Source organism: Kitasatospora sp. NPDC001132 (genome assembly GCF_053598415.1).
Genome location: NZ_JBSFKF010000014.1, coordinates 76,583 through 93,583, shown reverse-complemented (window position 1 = coordinate 93,583; position 17,001 = coordinate 76,583). Strand labels below are relative to the sequence as shown.

Annotated in this window: 13 protein-coding genes; 9 read left to right on the top strand and 4 right to left on the bottom strand. The window is 74.8% G+C overall.

Annotation, left to right across the window (positions count from 1 at the left end; translation table 11 throughout):
• The first annotated feature begins 2 nt into the window (after nt 1–2).
• Nucleotides 3–1,454 (top strand): dihydrolipoamide acetyltransferase family protein, encoded by a 1,452-nt coding sequence (locus tag ACWDBE_RS20495; protein ID WP_449808709.1) that lies wholly within the window; start codon nt 3–5, stop codon nt 1,452–1,454.
• Nucleotides 1,455–1,528: 74 nt separating this feature from the next.
• Here the strand turns inward: ACWDBE_RS20495 and ACWDBE_RS20490 are convergent, their stop codons facing one another.
• Together ACWDBE_RS20490 and ACWDBE_RS20485 are read right to left on the bottom strand one after the other, a co-directional pair.
• On the bottom strand, nt 1,529–2,464 hold the full coding sequence (locus ACWDBE_RS20490) for a hypothetical protein (RefSeq protein ID WP_449808708.1): 936 nt from the start codon (nt 2,462–2,464) through the stop codon (nt 1,529–1,531).
• 214 nt (nt 2,465–2,678) lie between these two features.
• A complete protein-coding gene (locus ACWDBE_RS20485; protein ID WP_449808707.1) occupies nt 2,679–3,575 on the bottom strand; it encodes a hypothetical protein in 897 nt (298 codons plus the stop codon).
• Nucleotides 3,576–3,939: 364 nt separating this feature from the next.
• Between ACWDBE_RS20485 and ACWDBE_RS20480 the strand changes: the two genes are divergently transcribed.
• Both ACWDBE_RS20480 and ACWDBE_RS20475 read left to right on the top strand, forming a co-directional pair.
• Nucleotides 3,940–5,172 (top strand): M64 family metallopeptidase, encoded by a 1,233-nt coding sequence (locus tag ACWDBE_RS20480; RefSeq protein WP_449787856.1) that lies wholly within the window; start codon nt 3,940–3,942, stop codon nt 5,170–5,172.
• Nucleotides 5,173–5,252: 80 nt separating this feature from the next.
• Nucleotides 5,253–6,665 carry an MFS transporter gene (locus tag ACWDBE_RS20475; RefSeq protein WP_449808706.1) on the top strand — a complete coding sequence of 471 codons (1,413 nt, stop codon included), beginning with the start codon at nt 5,253–5,255 and terminating at the stop codon, nt 6,663–6,665.
• Nucleotides 6,666–6,713: 48 nt separating this feature from the next.
• Here ACWDBE_RS20475 and ACWDBE_RS20470 read toward each other — a convergent pair whose 3' ends face one another.
• Nucleotides 6,714–7,535 (bottom strand): maleylpyruvate isomerase family mycothiol-dependent enzyme, encoded by an 822-nt coding sequence (locus ACWDBE_RS20470; RefSeq protein ID WP_449787854.1) that lies wholly within the window; start codon nt 7,533–7,535, stop codon nt 6,714–6,716.
• Nucleotides 7,536–7,709: 174 nt separating this feature from the next.
• Between ACWDBE_RS20470 and ACWDBE_RS20465 the strand changes: the two genes are divergently transcribed.
• From ACWDBE_RS20465 to ACWDBE_RS20455, 3 genes are all read left to right on the top strand, one after another.
• Nucleotides 7,710–8,507 (top strand): carbon-nitrogen family hydrolase, encoded by a 798-nt coding sequence (locus tag ACWDBE_RS20465; protein ID WP_392868598.1) that lies wholly within the window; start codon nt 7,710–7,712, stop codon nt 8,505–8,507.
• 150 nt (nt 8,508–8,657) lie between these two features.
• Nucleotides 8,658–9,617, top strand: coding sequence for a GntR family transcriptional regulator (locus ACWDBE_RS20460; protein ID WP_449787853.1), 960 nt, complete (start codon nt 8,658–8,660; stop codon nt 9,615–9,617).
• A gap of 230 nt (nt 9,618–9,847) precedes the next feature.
• Entirely contained in the window at nt 9,848–10,495 is a 648-nt protein-coding gene (locus ACWDBE_RS20455; protein ID WP_392868594.1) for a hypothetical protein, read from the top strand.
• Nucleotides 10,496–10,580: 85 nt separating this feature from the next.
• On the opposite strand, the gene ACWDBE_RS20450 is transcribed toward ACWDBE_RS20455, so the two are convergent.
• The gene (locus tag ACWDBE_RS20450; protein WP_449787852.1) at nt 10,581–11,366 is read right to left on the bottom strand and encodes an SLATT domain-containing protein; all 786 of its coding nucleotides are present in this window, start codon (nt 11,364–11,366) and stop codon (nt 10,581–10,583) included.
• Between the two features lie 367 nt (nt 11,367–11,733).
• On the opposite strand from ACWDBE_RS20450, the gene purD reads away from it, so the two are divergent.
• The 3 genes from purD to ACWDBE_RS20435 all read left to right on the top strand — a co-directional run bounded on the left by purD (nt 11,734) and on the right by ACWDBE_RS20435 (nt 16,973).
• Nucleotides 11,734–12,981 (top strand): phosphoribosylamine--glycine ligase, encoded by a 1,248-nt coding sequence (gene purD / locus ACWDBE_RS20445; protein WP_449787851.1) that lies wholly within the window; start codon nt 11,734–11,736, stop codon nt 12,979–12,981.
• 632 nt (nt 12,982–13,613) lie between these two features.
• Complete coding sequence (locus ACWDBE_RS20440) at nt 13,614–15,206, top strand: hypothetical protein (RefSeq protein WP_449808705.1); 1,593 nt, start codon at nt 13,614–13,616, stop codon at nt 15,204–15,206.
• A gap of 228 nt (nt 15,207–15,434) precedes the next feature.
• Nucleotides 15,435–16,973, top strand: coding sequence for a N,N-dimethylformamidase beta subunit family domain-containing protein (locus tag ACWDBE_RS20435; protein ID WP_449787849.1), 1,539 nt, complete (start codon nt 15,435–15,437; stop codon nt 16,971–16,973).
• The last annotated feature ends 28 nt before the right edge of the window (nt 16,974–17,001 follow it).

The window sequence follows — 17,001 nt, the reverse complement described above, 5'->3', positions numbered from 1 at the left end:
AGATGACCACCGAAGTTCGCTCGCTCCGCGAGTTCAAGATGCCCGACGTGGGCGAGGGCCTCACCGAGGCCGAGATCCTCAGCTGGTACGTCAAGCCCGGTGACACCGTCACCGACGGGCAGGTCGTGTGCGAGGTGGAGACCGCCAAGGCGGCCGTGGAGCTGCCCATCCCGTTCAACGGGGTGGTCGAGCAGCTGCACTTCCCCGAGGGTGCGACGGTCGACGTCGGCACCGTGATCATCTCGGTCGCCGTCGCAGGGGAGGCGGGGGCCGCGGCTCCGGCCGCCCCCACCGCGACGCCGGCTCCGGCTCCGGCTCCCGCCGAGGAGACCGAGCCCGAGCGGCGCGAGGTGCTGGTCGGGTACGGCCCGCGCACCGGCGCCGCCCAGCGCCGGGCGCGGCGGACGACCACCACGAAGGTCTCCGCGACCGTGCCGGCCGTGCCCTCGGCTCCGGCGCCCGCGGCCGCCCCGGCGCCCGCGGCCCCGGTCGCCACGGTCGCCGAAGTGCCGGGCGGAGAGCGGCCGTTGGCCAAGCCGCCGGTGCGCAAGCTGGCCAAGGACCTCGGCGTCGACCTGCGCGCGGTCACCCCGACCGGCCGGGACGGCGTGATCACCCGCGAGGACGTGCACGCCTTCGCCACGGCCCAGGCGGCTCCGGCCGTCCCGGCGGCCGCCGCGGCCCCTGCGGCCCCGGTGACCGAGGCCGTCGTGGCCGAGCCGGCCGCTCCGCAGGTGCCCGTGTCCACCGCGGGCGACGTCCGGGTGCCGATCAAGGGCGTCCGCAAGGCGACCGCGCAGGCGATGGTGGCTTCGGCCTTCACCGCCCCGCACGTCACCGAGTTCGTGCAGGTCGACGTGACCCGCACGATGAAGTTCGTCCGCCGGCTCAAGGAGAGCGGCGAGCTGGGCCGGGACGTCCGGGTCAGCCCGCTGCTGATCGTCGCCAAGGCGCTGCTCACCGCGATCAAGCGGCATCCCGAGATCAACGCGCAGTGGGACGAGGCCGCCCAGGAGATCGTCCTCAAGGGACAGGTGAACCTCGGCATCGCCGCGGCCACCCCGCGCGGCCTGATCGTCCCGAACATCAAGGACGCCGGGTCCAAGACCCTCGCGGGCCTGGCCACTTCGCTCGGCGAGCTGGTCGAGACGGCCCGTCAGGGCAAGACCTCGCCGGCCGACATGCAGGGCGGGACGGTCACCATCACCAACGTCGGCGTCTTCGGCGTCGACACCGGCACCCCGATCCTCAACCCCGGCGAAGCCGCCATCCTGGCCTTCGGGGCGGTCCGGGAACTGCCGTGGGTGCACAAGGGCAAGGTGGTGCCGCGTCAGGTGACCACGCTCGCGCTCTCCTTCGACCACCGCCTGGTGGACGGGGAGCTGGGCTCCAAGGTGCTGGCCGACGTGGCCGGCCTGCTGGAGCGCCCGAAGCGCCTGATCACCTGGGGCTGACGCCCCCGTAGGACCGCAGAAGGGGCCCTCCTCCGCACCGCCGTGCGGAGGAGGGCCCCTTCGTCGTACCGCCCCTAGCGCTGGGGACGGAGTCGACGGACGGCGATCAGGACGCCGGCTCCGAGGGCGAGGAAGAGGGCGGAGCTGAGGGCGAGGAAGGTGTTGGTGGCGGAGGAGCCGGTCTGGGCCAGCTCGGGGGTGCCGGCCGGGGCCGTGGTGGCCGGGGCGGCGGGCGGGGTCGCCGACGCTTCCGGGGCCTCGGCGGCCGGCGCGGGGACGGTGTTCTTGTCGGCGGCGGGCTTGGCCGGGGCCGACCGGGCCTCCTTGGTGGGCGTGGCGGTGGGCTTGGGCCTGGCCGGGGTGGTCGGCTTGGCGGTGGCGCCGTCCTGGGGGTGGGTCACCGTGACCGGCTTGAAGCCCGAGTCGCCCGGCCCCTCGGAGCCGGCCATCTCGGTCGAGGCCAGCAGGTCGATCGTGGTCACGCCGGCCGGGGTGCTGGGGGCCAGCGCGTAGCGGAACTCGACGGCCACCGAGCTGTTGGCGGTCATCCGCTCGCGCTGGGAGCCGGTGATGTCGACGACGCGGGCGCAGCCGTCGATCAGGCTGAGGTCCTTCCAGGCGCCGGTGTAGTCCTTGTACTGGATCTTGACGTCCTTGACCCGGGCGGCCGCGCCCGAACCCGGGGTGTGGATGGCGAGGAAGGGCTCCATGCCGTGGGCGTCCTCGGCGGACTTGTTCACGATCTTGAGGGTGACCTCGTTCCAGCTGCCGTCCGCGGCCACCGAGGACTTGGCGGAGGTGATGGAGGTGTTGGGGGAGAGCCCGGGTACGTCGGTCGGGGCGTGGTACGCGCCGGAGATCCGGTGGTCCCCGCAGGCCCAGGCGGTGTCGGTGGCGAGGAACTGGACGCCGCCGGCGAGGACCGTGGTGGCGGCGAGGACGGCGATGCGGCGGCGGCCGGAGAGCGCGCGCTCGTTCTTCGCGAAACGGGTGATAACGGACGTACGCATGACGTGACTCCCCAGGGTCATGGTGCTGACGGTGTGAGTGGGTGAAGACGACCGGCTCCGCTCCTCCTGGGCGGAAGCGCCCCCCGGCTCTGCCGGTCTCGCTCTCCGTGCCTTCACCTGTATGGACGCGCATCCCCGTCGGGGGTTGCGGGTGGGTTTCGAGAAATTTTCGCCCGGTGGGGCCGAGGGCCGCTCGGCCCCACCGGGCGGCCGGTCAGCGCTGGTGGCGGAGCCGGCGGACGGCGATCAGGACGCCGGCTCCGAGGGCGAGGAAGAGGGCGGAGCTGAGGGCGAGGAAGGTGTCGGTGGCGGAGGAGCCGGTCTGGGCCAGCTCGGGGGTGCCGGCCGGGGCGGTGGCGGCCGGGGCGGCGTCCTTGGCCCGGTCCGCGGCCGGTTCGACGGCCGTGGTGGGCGCGGCCGTGGCGGGCGCGGGCTTGGCGAGGGTGGTCGGCTTGGCGGTCTTGGCGGGCTTGGCGCCCGGGCGGACGACCTTGACGGTGGTGCTCGCCGACTTGCCGGTGGCGGCCTCCCCGCTCCACGCGTTGGTGGTGAGCGTCACCGAGGCGAGGTCCTTCGGGGCCCCGGCCGCCAGGGTGATCCGGAACAGCGCGCGGCCGGCGTGGCCGTCCGCCAGCGGCTGGAGCAGCGGGGAGGTGTCGACGCGAACGGCCTCGCCGGCGCAGCCGTTGTCGGTGCCGAGCTTCGTCCAGGAGCCGCCGCGCATGACCTCGACCGTCACGTCCTTGGGCAGGAGGTGGGTCTTGCCGCCGGTCGCCTTCAGGGTGAGGCCCGGGGCCACCTCGTCGAACGCGGCCCCGGTGAAGTTGGCGAACTCCACGCCGAACTCGGTCTTCTCGCCGGCGGTCAGCGAGGTCGCGACCGGGGCGATGAAGGCGCTGACCGGGGTCCCGCTGTGGTGCCGGGCCATGGCTGCCTCGGAGACGACCGGGTTGTTCGCGGAATACGGGCCGTCGCAGGCCCAGGCGGTGTCGGTGGCGAGGAACTGGACGCCGCCGGCGAGGACCGTGGTGGCGGCGAGGACGGCGATGCGGCGGCGGCCGGAGAGCGCGCGCTCGTTCTGCGCGAAACGGGTGATAACGGACAGGCGCATGACGTGACTCCCCAGGGTCATGGTGCTGACGGTGTGAGTGGGTGAAGACGACCGGCCCCGCTCCTCCCGAGCGGAAGCGCCCCCCGGCTCTGCCGGTCTCGCTCTCCGTGCCTTCACCTGTATGGACGCGCATCCCCACGAGGGGTTGCAGACGGGTTCCGAGAAATTCTGGGTTCTGTCCGGCGGGCCTTCCAAGCCTCTCGCGTGAAGGTTGGTATGACCAGAATGGTCCGGAAAGTGCGGATCGTTCGGCCAGGTCGGTGACTTTCTCGCGGCCGTATAGGGGAGTCCCGGCCGCCCGGGTACGTCTCCGCTCCACCACCCGGGCGACGCCGGGTGACCGGATCCGGGAGGACGCACCCGTATGGCGCCTGGCAACCCTGGCCGTCTCGTCCGGAGTCTGGCCGCCCTCGTGCTGCTGTCCTCCGCCGCCCTCCCGGGCGCCCTGGAGCTGGCCGGCCCCTCGCCGTTCGCCGTGATCGGCCCGGGGTCCCCGGCCGACCGCGCGGTGCCCCCGCACACGGCCCTCCAGGCCGACCGGCGGGCGTTCGCGGCCGCCCCGACCGTCGAGATACGCCGCACCGGCGACCCGGCCAACCGGATCACCCTGGTGCTGCTCGGCGACGGCTACACGGCCGCCGAGCAGGACCTCTTCCGGCAGCAGGCCGACAAGGCCTGGCACGCGCTGATGGACATCGAGCCCTTCCGCACCTACCAGGGCTTCTTCAACATCCGGCGGGTCGAGGTGGTCTCCCCGGTCTCCGGGATCGCCGAGACCGAGAGCCGCGGCCGCAAGCCCGCCACCCCGCTCGGCATGCACTTCTGGTGCGAGGGCACCGCCCGGCTGCTCTGCGCCGACGAGGCCGCCACCGCCCGGTACGCGGGGGACGGGGCCGGGCCCCAGTACCTGATAGCGCTGGCCAACTCCACCGAGTACGGCGGCGCCGGCGGCACCGGGGTGACCACCCTGGCGGGCGGCAGCCCGGACGCCGGGCGGATCATCCAGCACGAGATCGGGCACACCGTGGGCGACCTCGGCGACGAGTACGACAGCGCCCCGGACGACGCCGACTACCCGAACCTCGCCACCCTCAACGCCGACGACATGCGCAGGAAGCAGACCAAGTGGTGGCGCTGGCTGGGCGCCGAGTCCCCGGACGGGGCCGGCGTGATCGGGGCGTACCGCAGCGCCAACGGCCTCTACCGGCCGACCCGGGACTCGGTGATGCGCACCCTGGGCAGCGCGTACAACCTCCCCTCGCGCGAGGCGATCATCGAGGAGCTGTACCGCAGGGTCCGGCCGACCGACACCCCGGTGCCGCCACCCGGCGAGGTGTCCGGGCGGCCCCGGCTCGACGTCCGGCCGCTGCCGCTGAACGGCCCGCGGCAGCTGAAGGTGGAGTGGAAGGTGGACGGCGTCCCGGTGGCGCCGCAGTCCGCCGACGGCGCCTGGCTGGACACCGCCAGGCTGGAGCTGGCCCCGGGCCGGACGGTCACCGTGACGGCGACCGTCCGGGACACCACCGACTGGGTGCGGGACGAGGCCTTCCGGGAGCGCTACATGACCCGCTCGGTGTCCTGGACGCTGACCGGCTGAGGCGGGGCCGGGGCTGAGGCCGGGGCGCACGGGCCCCTGGTCCGAGCATCCGATCATGGGATGACTAGGCTGGTCGGACTATGACCGTGGAGCCCGCTCGTTCAGCCCCGTCCCCGACCGTCCCCGCTCCCCGGCCCACCGCCGAGCCCCCGGCCGCGCCCGCATCCGCTCGCAGCTCCGCGCTCGGCTCCGTGCCCGTGGCCGCGCCCGCGCCCGTGGCCGCACCCGCTCCCGGGCTCGTACCGCCCGGCGGCCGGGCGGCCTGGCTGGCCTGGTCCGTCGGCGTCAGCGTCTACATCCTGGCCGTCATCCACCGCACCAGCCTCGGCGTGGCCGGACTGGACGCCGCCGACCGCTTCGGCATCGGCGCCTCGGCGCTCTCCACCTTCTCGATCCTCCAGGTGCTGGTCTACGCGGCCATGCAGATCCCGGTCGGCCTGCTGGTCGACCGGTTCGGGCCGCGGCGGGTGCTGATGCTCGGCGTCGTGCTGCTGAGCGCCGGCCAGCTGGCCTTCGCCTTCAGCTCGGCGTTCGGCCCCGCGCTGGCCTCCCGCGCGGTGCTCGGCTGCGGCGACGCGATGACCTTCATCAGCGTGCTGCGGATCGCCGCCCGGTGGTTCCCGGCGGCCCGGAACCCGTTCGTGGCCCAGCTGACCGGCCTGGCCGGGATGGGCGGCAACCTGGTCACCACCGTGGTGCTCGCCCGGGCGCTGCACAGCGAGGGCTGGACGCCGACCTTCACCGCGATCGCGCTGCTGGGCGTGGCGGTGTTCGCGCTGGTCGCGCTCCTCCTCCGGGACGCGCCGCCGCAGGCCGCCGTCCGGCCGGGGGCGCCCGGGGCGCGGCCGAAGGTCGGCCGGCAGGTGCTCGCCTGCTGGCGGGAGCCGGGTACCCGGCTCGGGCTCTGGATCCACTTCACCACCCAGTTCCCCGGCAACGCCTTCGGCCTGCTCTGGGGCCTGCCCTACCTGGTGCAGGCGCAGGGGATGTCCCGGGCCGGGGCCGGCGGGCTGCTGACCCTGCTGGTGCTCAGCAACATGACCTTCGGCTTCGTCTTCGGCCGGCTGCTCTCCGCCTCGGCGCGGGCCCGGATGCCGATCGTGCTGACCGTCGTCGGGAGCACCGCGCTCGGCTGGGCGCTGGTGCTGGCCTGGCCCGGCGGCCACCCGCCGACCTGGCTGCTGGTCGGGATCATCCTGGTGATGGGCAGCAACGGCCCGGCCTCGCTGGTCGGCCTCGACTACGCGCGCGCCCGCAACCCCGTCGAGCGGCTGGGCACCGCCTCCGGGATCGTGAACATGGGCGGGTTCATCGGGACGATGATCACCCTGTTCGGGATCGGCGTGCTGCTGGACGCGCTCTCCCCGGCCGGCGCCGGCGCGTACTCGGCCGCCGCCTTCCGCTGGGCGTTCTGCTGGCAGTTCGTCCCGCTGGCGGTGGGCACGGCGATGATCCTGCGGCTGCGCCGCAGGGTCGCGGCGCAGCCGGGCTGAGCCCGGGCCCCGGGCTCAGCCCGGATCGCGGGCTTCGGGCTTCGGGCCTCAGATGGTGACCGAGAAGTTGGCCAGCACCCGTTCGGCCAGCTCCCGGTCGCCGTCGACGGTGACCGGGCCGGGGCGGCCGCGGCCGCAGGCGAGCCGCAGGTAGGTCTCCCAGTCCATGGTGAGCTGGACGTCCGGGGCCAGGCTGATCGACTCGTCCACGGTGCAGCGGCCGGTGGCGTCCACCCGGACGGTGCGCAGGAACTCCACCGGACCGGTGACGTCCAGCACCAGCACCGTCCCGGCCGGGGCCCCCGCCCTGTCGGTGACGGCCTTGGGCAGCAGCTCCAGCAGCAGGTCCCGGGTGATCAGGGCGGCCGGGGCGTCCAGGTTGCCCGGGACCTCCAGGGCCCGGCGCAGGTCCTGCTCGTGCACCCAGACGTCGAAGACCCGCATCCGCAGCAGCTCGTGGTACGGGAAGTCCCTGGCCAGCGGCCCGGCCGGCCAGCGCACCAGCTCCTCGGGCGTCTGCTTGGCGTTCCGCAGCGCCCGGGAGCGGCGGATGATCGTGTACTCCAGCTCGCTGGTCATCTCCAGCGCGGTGTGGCAGCGGCGCTTGTCCACCGGCAGTTCGATGTAACGGGCGAACTCGGTCGTCACGTGACGGAGGTCACGCGGCAGCGAATGGATCGGGCGGGGGTCGCCGAGCAGGTCGGACTCGACCGCGATCACGTGCGAGACGATGTCCCGGACGGACCAGCCGGGACACTCGGTGGCCCGGTTCCAGGAGCCCTCGGGAAGGGGGGCGACCAGCTCCGATATGGACTCGATGCTCTGGGTCCACGCTTCGGTGTAAGCCTGCACGGTCTGGTTGTCCGTCACGGGAATCTCCGGCCCTCCGTCAGCTTCCTTGCCGCCTGTGCCCCGCTGTCACGGCCGACCGGGATGGTCCGGCTTTCCGGGCGCACACGCTAACCGCACGTTACGCTGCCGGGTGACAGCTGGGCAGCGCTTTCGGGTGACGATCGTAGGACTCTTGCCGTGGACGGTGGTACTGTGCGCGCTTCATTGATCCAAATCGCGGTCTCCGACGCGGAGCCGCCCGCCGAGCGGAGGGCTCGGGCGGCGGCCCTGGTGCGGGCGCAGCAGGGCGCCGATCTGGTGGTGCTCCCAGAGCTGTGGCCGCTCGGCGGCTTCGCCCACGACCTCTGGTCGGACGGCGCGGAGACCCTGGACGGGCCCACCTCGGACGCGATGTCGGCCGCCGCCCGGGCCGCCGGGGTCTGGCTGCACGCCGGTTCGATCGTCGAACGCGATCCGGACGGGCCGATCTACAACACCTCGCTGCTGTTCTCCCCGGACGGCGAGCTGGTGCACACGTACCGCAAGATCCACCGCTTCGGCTTCGACAGCGGCGAGGCGGTGGTGATGGGCGCCGGGCAGGAGATCGTCACCGCGCCCACCGACTTCGCCACGCTGGGCCTGGCCACCTGCTACGACCTGCGCTTCCCCGAGCTGTTCCGGGCGCTGCTGGACGCCGGCGCGCAGCTGCTGGTGGTCCCGGCGGCCTGGCCGGCGCGGCGGCGCGAGCACTGGACGCTGCTGGCCCGGGCCCGGGCGGTGGAGGAGCAGGCCTTCGTGCTGGCCTGCAACACCGCGGGGACGCACGCCGGGGTCGAGCAGGCCGGGCACAGCATCGTGGTGGACCCGTGGGGCCGGGTGCTGGCCGAGGCGGGGGCGGACGAGGAGGTCCTGACGGTCGAGTTCGACCCGGCCGAGGTGGCGAAGGCGCGCGAGGAGTTCCCGGTGCTGCGGGACCGCCTGCTGGGGATCCCGGCACCGGTCCAGCGCTGAGCGGGGGCGGGGCCGGGGCGCGGTGGAGGGCGTTCCGGGAGGGTTGGTTCGTACCTGGGTCGGTCGGGTTTGAGAAGATGAGCACTCGTCGTGTTCCCCGCCGGCCCGTACGAGGGCCGGCACGGTAGGCCGCCCGAGGAGATCGCGCCCATGCCTGACGACGGCGCAGGCGACACCCCCCGCCCCGTCATCCACCGCAACAGCCTGCGCGAGCAGATCGCCGGCGCGCTGCGCGAGGAGATGATGGCCGGCCGACTCGCGGCCGGCCGCAACTTCACGGTCAAGGAGATCGCCGAGCTGTACGGCGTCTCCGCGACCCCGGCCCGCGAGGCCCTGGTCGACCTCGGGGCGCAGGGACTGCTGCGGGCCGAGCACCACCGCGGCTTCACCGTGCCCGAGCTGGGGTGGGACGACTTCCTGGAGATCTTCGAGTCCCGGGTGCTGATCACCGACAGCTTCCACCGCCAGTACGCCAGCCGCCGGGCGCTGCCCGACCTCAGCCGGCTGCCCTCGCTGCACCGCCGGGCCGACGCCGCGGTGCGGGCCGCCCGGGCGGGGAACCTGGACGTGATGGTGGGCTGCGACCGCAGGTTCTGGCAGGAGGTCGGCGGGCTGCTCGGCAACCGCCGGATCGCCGACTACCTGGACTGGCTGCGGGTGCAGTCCTGGATGTTCGCCGCGCGCTACCTGCGGGAGCTGCCCGCGCTGGGCGGGATCTGCTGGGAGCGCCACTGCGACCTGGTCGAGGCGATCGAGGCCCGCGACTCGCTCGGCGCGCACCGGATCATCTGCGAGTACAACCTGTACACCGTCCGGCTGCTCGCCGGGCTGGCCGGGCAGCCGCTGGAGTCGGTGACCGTCCTGGAGCTGCTCACCGAGTTCACCGGGGAGGACCCGCCGCCGGTGCCGGTCGAGCCCCCGCCCGCGCCGCCGGTGCCGGACGCGCCGTCGGAGCCGGCCACCGGGCCCGGCGCCGACCCCGGTGCCGAGCGGAGCCGCCGCGGCGACGAGGTGGGCCGGGAACTCGGCCGTGAGCTGGGCCTCGGCCTCGGACTGGTGCCGCAGCCGCGCACGATCCCGCACGGCCGGTTCGGCCGACGACTTCCGTAGGGCGTGTCCGATCCCGAAGGGCGTGTCCGACGATTCGCGCCGGGCGGGCGTTGTCGGACACGCCTGGATCGGCACGCGAGGAGGGCCCGAGTCGCCCGCGGCGCCGGGCCGGTAGGGTGGGCGGTCATCGGACCGGGCGCCTGGTGAAAGGGCCGTCCGGGTACCGACCCAACCCCGTCGTCGCCCCGTCTCCGCGGGCGATCCACGCCTCCGGAGAGGAACTGCCGGCCATGGCCTGCGACCTCTGGCTCGTCCCGCTGGTGGACGTGCTGAGCCACAGCCCCGACAACCCCTTCCGGGACGACCTCGCGCTCTACAACTCGGTGCTGGCCTCGCGCGGGCTGCCCGAGGTGCCGGTCTACCGTTTCGTCCCGGGCATCAGCGGTGCGGTCGAGCCGATAGCCGCCTTCGACTACGACTCGCTGCACTTCCTGCGCCGCGCCTACCTGTTGGGCCTCACCGGCCTGGACATCACCCCGGTCGACGCGCTCGGCGGCGACTACGAGCAGCTGCTGGAGATGTTCGAGAGCAGCGCCGAACAGTCGCACCTGGTCTGGCACTTCGACCACGCGGGGGCGTACGTGCCGGTCGAGTTCGCGGCGCCGCTGGTGGACGACACGCTGCTCGCCTCCGGCGGACCGCTCGGCTCCAGCCACGGGCTGCTGCGCGAACTCCAGGCCGTCGCACCGGCACTGGGCATCGACCCGTTCAACCCGCCGGGCCCGACCCGGCCGCTCGGCCCGACCGGCCTGGAGCAGCCGTTCGGGCCGCCGATCGACGACGTCCACCCCTTCGCCAGGGAGCGGCACGCCTGGTCGGGCCTGTACGCGGCGGCGACCAGGAGCGTCTCCCAGGGCTCGATGATCGTCTTCGCCTGACTCCGACCCCGCCCCCGGCTCCGATCCGGCACCCGTCCGGGACCCCGCCCCTGTCCGGGCACTTGACCCTCCGTATCCCCGATCACTACCGCAGCGGCCCCTCCGGCGGCCGCTGGCGCGGCATGGTGGGCCGGGTGCCCGGCGGCGGCAGCACCCGCACCTGGGCACCCACCCCGGGCTCGCTGCGCCCGCCCCAGGCCCCGCCGGACTGGGTGGGCAGCTGGGTCATCGAGGCGCGGAACTCCAGCATCCACTCCGAGGTCTCGGAGCGGACCATGTCCGAGACGTCCTCGCAGAACCGGCGCAGCACGCCCAGGCAGCGCTCGGCGGCCTCGCCCGCGGTGCCCTCGGTCGGGCCGAGCACCTCGCGCACGCACTCCGACGCCCAGTCGAACTGGAACGCCTCCAGGCGGCGTTGCAGCGCCTGCCCGGTGGAGACGTCCCGCATCCAGCCGGAGGTGAGCCCGAAGACCCGGTCGGCGGCCAGGCTCGCGGCGGAGAGCGCGAAGCCGACGTAGCCCCAGCCGGTGCCGTGCGGGAAGGCTCCGGCCAGGCCGAGCAGCGGGGCGGTCACCCCGCCCACCGCGAAGCCGGCCGCGGCGAACCGCAGCAGGCGCGCCCAGCGGCGCTTCCAGACCCGGTCCCGGCGGTACCACTCGATCGCCTCGACCGCCCGCTCCTCGGACCACCGGTAGAGCTCCTCCAGCCGTTCGGCGGGCTCGCCCCAGTCCCCGAGCGGGAACTGGCGGGTGCTCAGATCGGCTCGGTGTCGGGTGGAGGCGCGTCGGACGACGGCGGCGACGGGCTGGTCCTCCTCACCGATCTCCTTGCCCCAGGCACTCTCCTCGGGCTGCATTTCCGGCTGGCTCACCTGTGGGGCTCCCTGTGGCGGGCGGACTGCTGGTTCTGTCGGCGCAACGGCTGACGTGGTGTCCGCCGGTGGTTCTCCAACAGCACTTCTTACCGCCAAATGGCTGACCGTGGGGGCGCTTCTCCGGTGATCGTTACCGGTTTCGGCCAACGGAACCCGAGGTGGGCCGGTTGCGGGAGGCGGCGAGATTTCACCCGTCCGAGCGAGGGTCCGGTGACCCGCCGTCGTGACCCGGCCACCGACCGCCGAACCGCCTCCGCCGCACTTGGAGGATCCTCCGACGCGCCCGGCGTACGGAGCCCTCCGCCTGGACGATCCGACGGGACCGGAGAGCGGCCGGAACAGGCCACCGACTACGCTGCCAGGCGTGAAGGTCCTCGTCATCGGCGGCGGCGCCCGCGAACACGCCCTGTGCCGCTCCCTGTCCCAAGATCCTGCAGTGACCGAACTGCACTGTGCCCCCGGCAACGCCGGGATCGCGCAGATCGCGACGGTCCACCCGGTCGACCAGCTGGACGGCGCGCAGGTCGCCGCGCTGGCCGGCCGGCTCGGCGCCGCCCTGGTCGTGGTCGGTCCGGAGGCCCCGCTGGTGGCCGGCGTCGCGGACGCCGTGCGCGCCGCCGGCATCCCGGTGTTCGGCCCGTCCGCCGCGGCCGCGCAGCTGGAGGGCTCGAAGGCCTTCGCCAAGGACGTGATGGCCGCGGCCGGCGTCCCCACCGCGCGCTCCTACGTCTGCACCACCGCCGCCGAGGCCGCCGAGGCGCTGGACGCCTTCGGCGCCCCGTACGTGGTGAAGGACGACGGCCTGGCCGCCGGCAAGGGCGTCGTGGTCACCTCCGACCGCGAGGCCGCGCTGGCGCACGCCGCCGCCTGCGAGCGCGTGGTCATCGAGGAGTACCTGGACGGCCCCGAGGTCTCGCTGTTCGCGATCACCGACGGCACCACCGTCGTCCCGCTCCAGCCCGCCCAGGACTTCAAGCGCGCGCTGGACGGCGACGAGGGCCCCAACACCGGCGGCATGGGCGCCTACTCGCCGCTGCCGTGGGCGCCGGCCGGGCTGGTCGAGGAGGTCCTGGAGACCGTCCTCCAGCCGACCGTGGACGAGCTGCGCCGCCGCGGCACCGAGTTCTCCGGCCTGCTGTACGCGGGCCTGGCGCTCACCTCGCGCGGCACCCGGGTGATCGAGTTCAACGCCCGCTTCGGCGACCCGGAGACCCAGGTCGTGCTGGCCCGGCTGCGCACCCCGCTGGCGGGCGTGCTGCTGGCCGCCGCCGAGGGGACCCTGGACCAGCTGGAGCCGCTGCGCTGGGACGAGGGCGCGGCCGTCACCGTGGTCGTCGCCTCCGAGGGCTACCCGGCCGCCCCGCGCACCGGAGACCCGATCGAGGGACTGGCCGAGGCCGAGGCGGACGGCACCGCGTTCGTGCTGCACGCCGGGACGAAGGCGGACGAGGACGGTCGGGTGCTCAGCGCCGGCGGCCGCGTCCTGTCGGTCACCGCGACCGGCGCCGACCTGGCCGAGGCGCGCGAGCGCGCGTACGCCGCGGTGGGCCGGATCTCCCTCAAGGGCGGCCGGTACCGCACCGACATCGCGCTGAAGGCGGCCACCGCCTGAGGCGGGCCCGTCCACGCCCTCCGCGGCCCCCGTGCGAACCGCTCGCACGGGGGCCGCGGTGCGCGGGAGCAGGCGGTGCGCGGGGCGGCCCCGGCGGGGGCGGGCCGGCTCCGGACGAGCGGGTCCGCCGGTCAACCCCAAGGGCGCAGCCTCCCGGGCGTTTCGCGGCTGGAGCGGCCGCGGGGGCGGACGTACCGTTCGGCCGACGGATTCCAGCCCATCGGGTGACAGCACCCGCATCCGGCTGACGCGACCGGCCGCCCGGCCTTATGGTGCGCTGGATCGCGGTGCGCGGGGCCCGCGCGCCGGGGTCGCCGCCGGGTAGCGGTGCTCCCACGGGGGGATGCTGGACGGCGTCCGGCCGGGCGGTCGTCCGGGTGCTTCGCACCGGACCGGTCGCCGGCGGCCGGGCGGCGTCACCGGAACAACCGGGCGGTGTCACCGGGACGAGTGGAAACCGGGGTGATCCGGAACATCCACCCGGACCGGGGCGTCGAAAATGTCAGTAGCGCCACGCAGCATGCACTACCGGGGATCGGACACCTCCGCTTCCCGGTCGGAACTGATCGTTTCGAGTCGGCTCAGGGCCCGAAGCCGGGCGCCCGAGGGCTCCGAAGGGGGTGCCGCACCGTATGGCCGCAGTCGACACCGCGCGCGCTCACGCCCAGGCGGTCCTGCGGGTCCGAGGCCTCGCCCGGGCCGCCGCCGCCCTGCCCGCCGCCGTCGCGGTGGTCCTGCTCGCGGGCCGGTTCACCGGCCGGATCGGTGCGCCGGGGGCCGCCGACGCGGCGGGCTGGGACGCCGCACGCTGGGCGGTCTGCGCGATCGCCGCGCTGACCCTCCTGGTGGCCGGGTTCACCGCCCGCGCCCTGCGCCGGGCCGTCCCGCCGCGCACCCCGGCCGTCCCGCTGGACCGGGCCGAGGCCCCCGAGCTGTACCGGCTGATCGACGAGCTGGCGGACCGGCTGGCCGTGCCGGCGCCCTCGGCCGTCGCCCTCACCCCGGACTGCGACAGCTGGCTGGAGGACCTCCCGCAGGCCCGGCGGACGGCCGCACCGAGTCCGCCGAAGGGCGCCCCCGGGGCGCCCGCTCCCGTCCTGGTGCTCGGCTCGCCCTTCCTGTGGTGGATGCGGGCCGGCGAACTGCGCGCCCTGCTCGCCCCCGTGGTGGCCGGCACCGCCGCCTCCGCCGACCCGGAGATCGCCGCCGCCCGGCGCTTCCTGCGCAGCCTGGACGCCTGCCTGGACTCCGGCGGCGGCGCGGCCCCCGGCCTCGGCGGCGGCTCCCTGGCCGCCCCGCCCCGGCCGCCCCGGCGCGGTCCGGCCGCGTTCGCGGACCGGGTCGTCCGCCGGATCGTCCGCCGCCTGCTCGGTGCCTGCCGGGGCCACTCCGCCGAGCTGGAGCGCTCGGTCGCGAGCTGGGCCTCCGAGCATGCCAGGACGGTCGACTACGGCCTGCGGATCGCCGCCCAGGAACAGGTCGGCCTGGCCTACGCGGGCTGGGACCGGCTGCTCACCAGGGTGGCGCTGCCCGCCTGGCGGCTCGGCCGTCACCCGGCGCACCTCAACGCCGGCGTGGTCTCCGCGCTCACCGAGCTGTCCCGGCGCGACCGGCTGGCCGACGGCTACGGCAGCAGGCTCGGTGACCGCCCCGCCTGCGACCTGCTGGAGGAGCCCGGCACCGTCGACCGGGCGGTCTCCCGGCTCGCCGCCGAACTGTTCTTCGGCCGCCCGGCGGCCGGCGTCTGGCACGAACTGGAGTGGGCCGACTACCCGGCCGAGGCGGTGGACGCCGGCTGGCGGGCGGGCGCCGCCGCCCTGCAGACCGCCCTGGACCGGCTCGCCCCGCAGGCCCGCCCCGGCGCCCCGACCCTCACCCGGCTGCTGGGCCGGCTCGCCGAGGGCGACGGCGAGCTGCTGGCCGCCGCGCTCGCCGCCCAGCTGGCCCGCACCACCGCCCCGGCCCCGCTGCTCGAACCCGAGCGCAGCGGCCGCGACCTGCTGGTCGAGCACGTCACCGCGATGGTCTGCTGCGCCGCCGTGGACACCGCGGGCGGCACCCCCGGCCTGGACTGGCTGGACGGCCCGGTGCTGCTGCTCGGCGGGGTGCGCCGCACCGACCTGGCCGGCCCGGTCGCCCAGGCCGTCGAACAGGGCCAGGACGGTCCGCTGCGCGCCTGGCTGGACGCCGCCGACGTCCGTCTCGAGAAGCCCGTCCGCCTCTGACGTCCCAGGCGTCCCGGGAGGGCGCTCGGCACTCCCGTACGCGCCCCCAAATGGGTCGGCCGCCGGGAGTCTTCGCAGGCCGGAGGCCCTGTCCGGGAGGCGCGCGAGATTCCCTGCACCAATCGCTACCGGAGGGTGACGTTGCGCCAGCAGTCTGTGGTGTATTAGACCGCACGCACATCCGGGGGGCACGTGCCAACCGGGCGGAAGTGCACCTGGGAGGGGCGCGTGGGGACCGAACTCAACGGCCGCTGGGAGTCGGGGACGCACGCCTACAGCGTCTCCGACCCCTTCGGCCAGGGCCCGCTGCCCTGGCTGCGCAGCCCGGACCAGTACCTGGCCGGGGCGGAGGGCGCCGTCCCCTGGTACGTCTCGGTGGACGCGCCGGGCCAACAGCCGCTGGCCGCGGGGGCCCGGCCCAAGCCCACGGTCGGCAGCCCCCAGGGCGCCAACGACGTGGACCAGCAGATCAAGGGCTTCGCCTCGGCCGGGGTGGTCCGCCCCGGCGGCTCGGTGGACTTCCGGGTCACGGTGAACCCGCCCCGCGAGTTCACCGTGGACGTCTTCCGGATCGGCCACTACGGCGGCGACAACGCCCGCCACATGACGTCCAGCCCGCTGATCTCCGGCCTCGCCCAGCCCGCCCCGCTGGTGGTCGACCGGACGGTCTCCTGCCACCACTGGTGGCACTCCTGGCGGCTCCAGATCCCGGTGCACTGGAAGCCCGGCTCGTACGTCGCCGTGCTGACCACCGCCGACATGCTGCACCGCAGCCACATCCCGTTCACCGTCCGGGACTTCGAGGACCGGGCGCACACCGCCGAACTGCTCCTGGTGCTCCCGGACGTGACCTGGCAGGCGTACAACCTGTTCCCCGAGGACGGCCGCACCGGCGCCAGCCTCTACCACGCCTGGGACGGCCGGGGCGGCCTGGTCGGGGAGCCGGAGGCGGCCGTCACCGTCTCCTTCGACCGCCCGCACGCCACCGCCGGACTGCCGCTGCACGTCGGCCACGCGTACGACTTCATCCGCTGGGCCGAGCGCTACGGCTACGACCTCTCGTACGCGACCGCCACCGACCTGCACGCCGGCCTGGTGGACCCGTCCCGGCACCGGGCGCTGGTCTTCCCCGGCCACGACGAGTACTGGTCCGAGCCGATGCGCCGGGCCGCCGAGCGGGCCAGGGACGGCGGCACCTCGCTGGTGTTCCTCTCCGCCAACACCATGTACTGGCGGGTAGAACTGTCCGCCGCCGCTTCCGGCGAGCCCAACCGGCTGCTCAACTGCCGCAAGCGGCAGAAGGTCCCTCCCGGCAGCCCGGCCGCCGGGGCGCCCGGCGCGGCCAGCGCGCTGTGGCGGGACGCGGGCGAGCCCGAGCAGCAGCTGCTCGGGGTGCAGTACTCGGGGCGGGTCGCCGCGCCCGTCCCGCTGGTCGCCCGGCACACCGCGCACTGGCTCTGGGACGGCACCGGTCTCCAGGAGGGCGACGAACTGCCCGGGCTGGTGGCCGGTGAGGCCGACCGCTACTACCCCAAGGTGGCCCTGCCGGACCACATCGAGCGGGTGCTGCTGGCACACTCGCCCTATCAGGACCTGTCCGGCCGCACCCGCTTCCAGGAGACCTCGCTGTACCGGGCGCCCAGCGGCGCGTACGTCTTCGCGGCCGGCACCTTCGCCTGGTCGCCCGCGCTGGGGCGCCCCGGCCTGACCGACGAACGGATCCAGCGGGCCACCGCCAACCTGCTGGACCGGCTCTGCAAGAACTAGCGCGGCGGCCGGGGAACCGGCGGCCCGG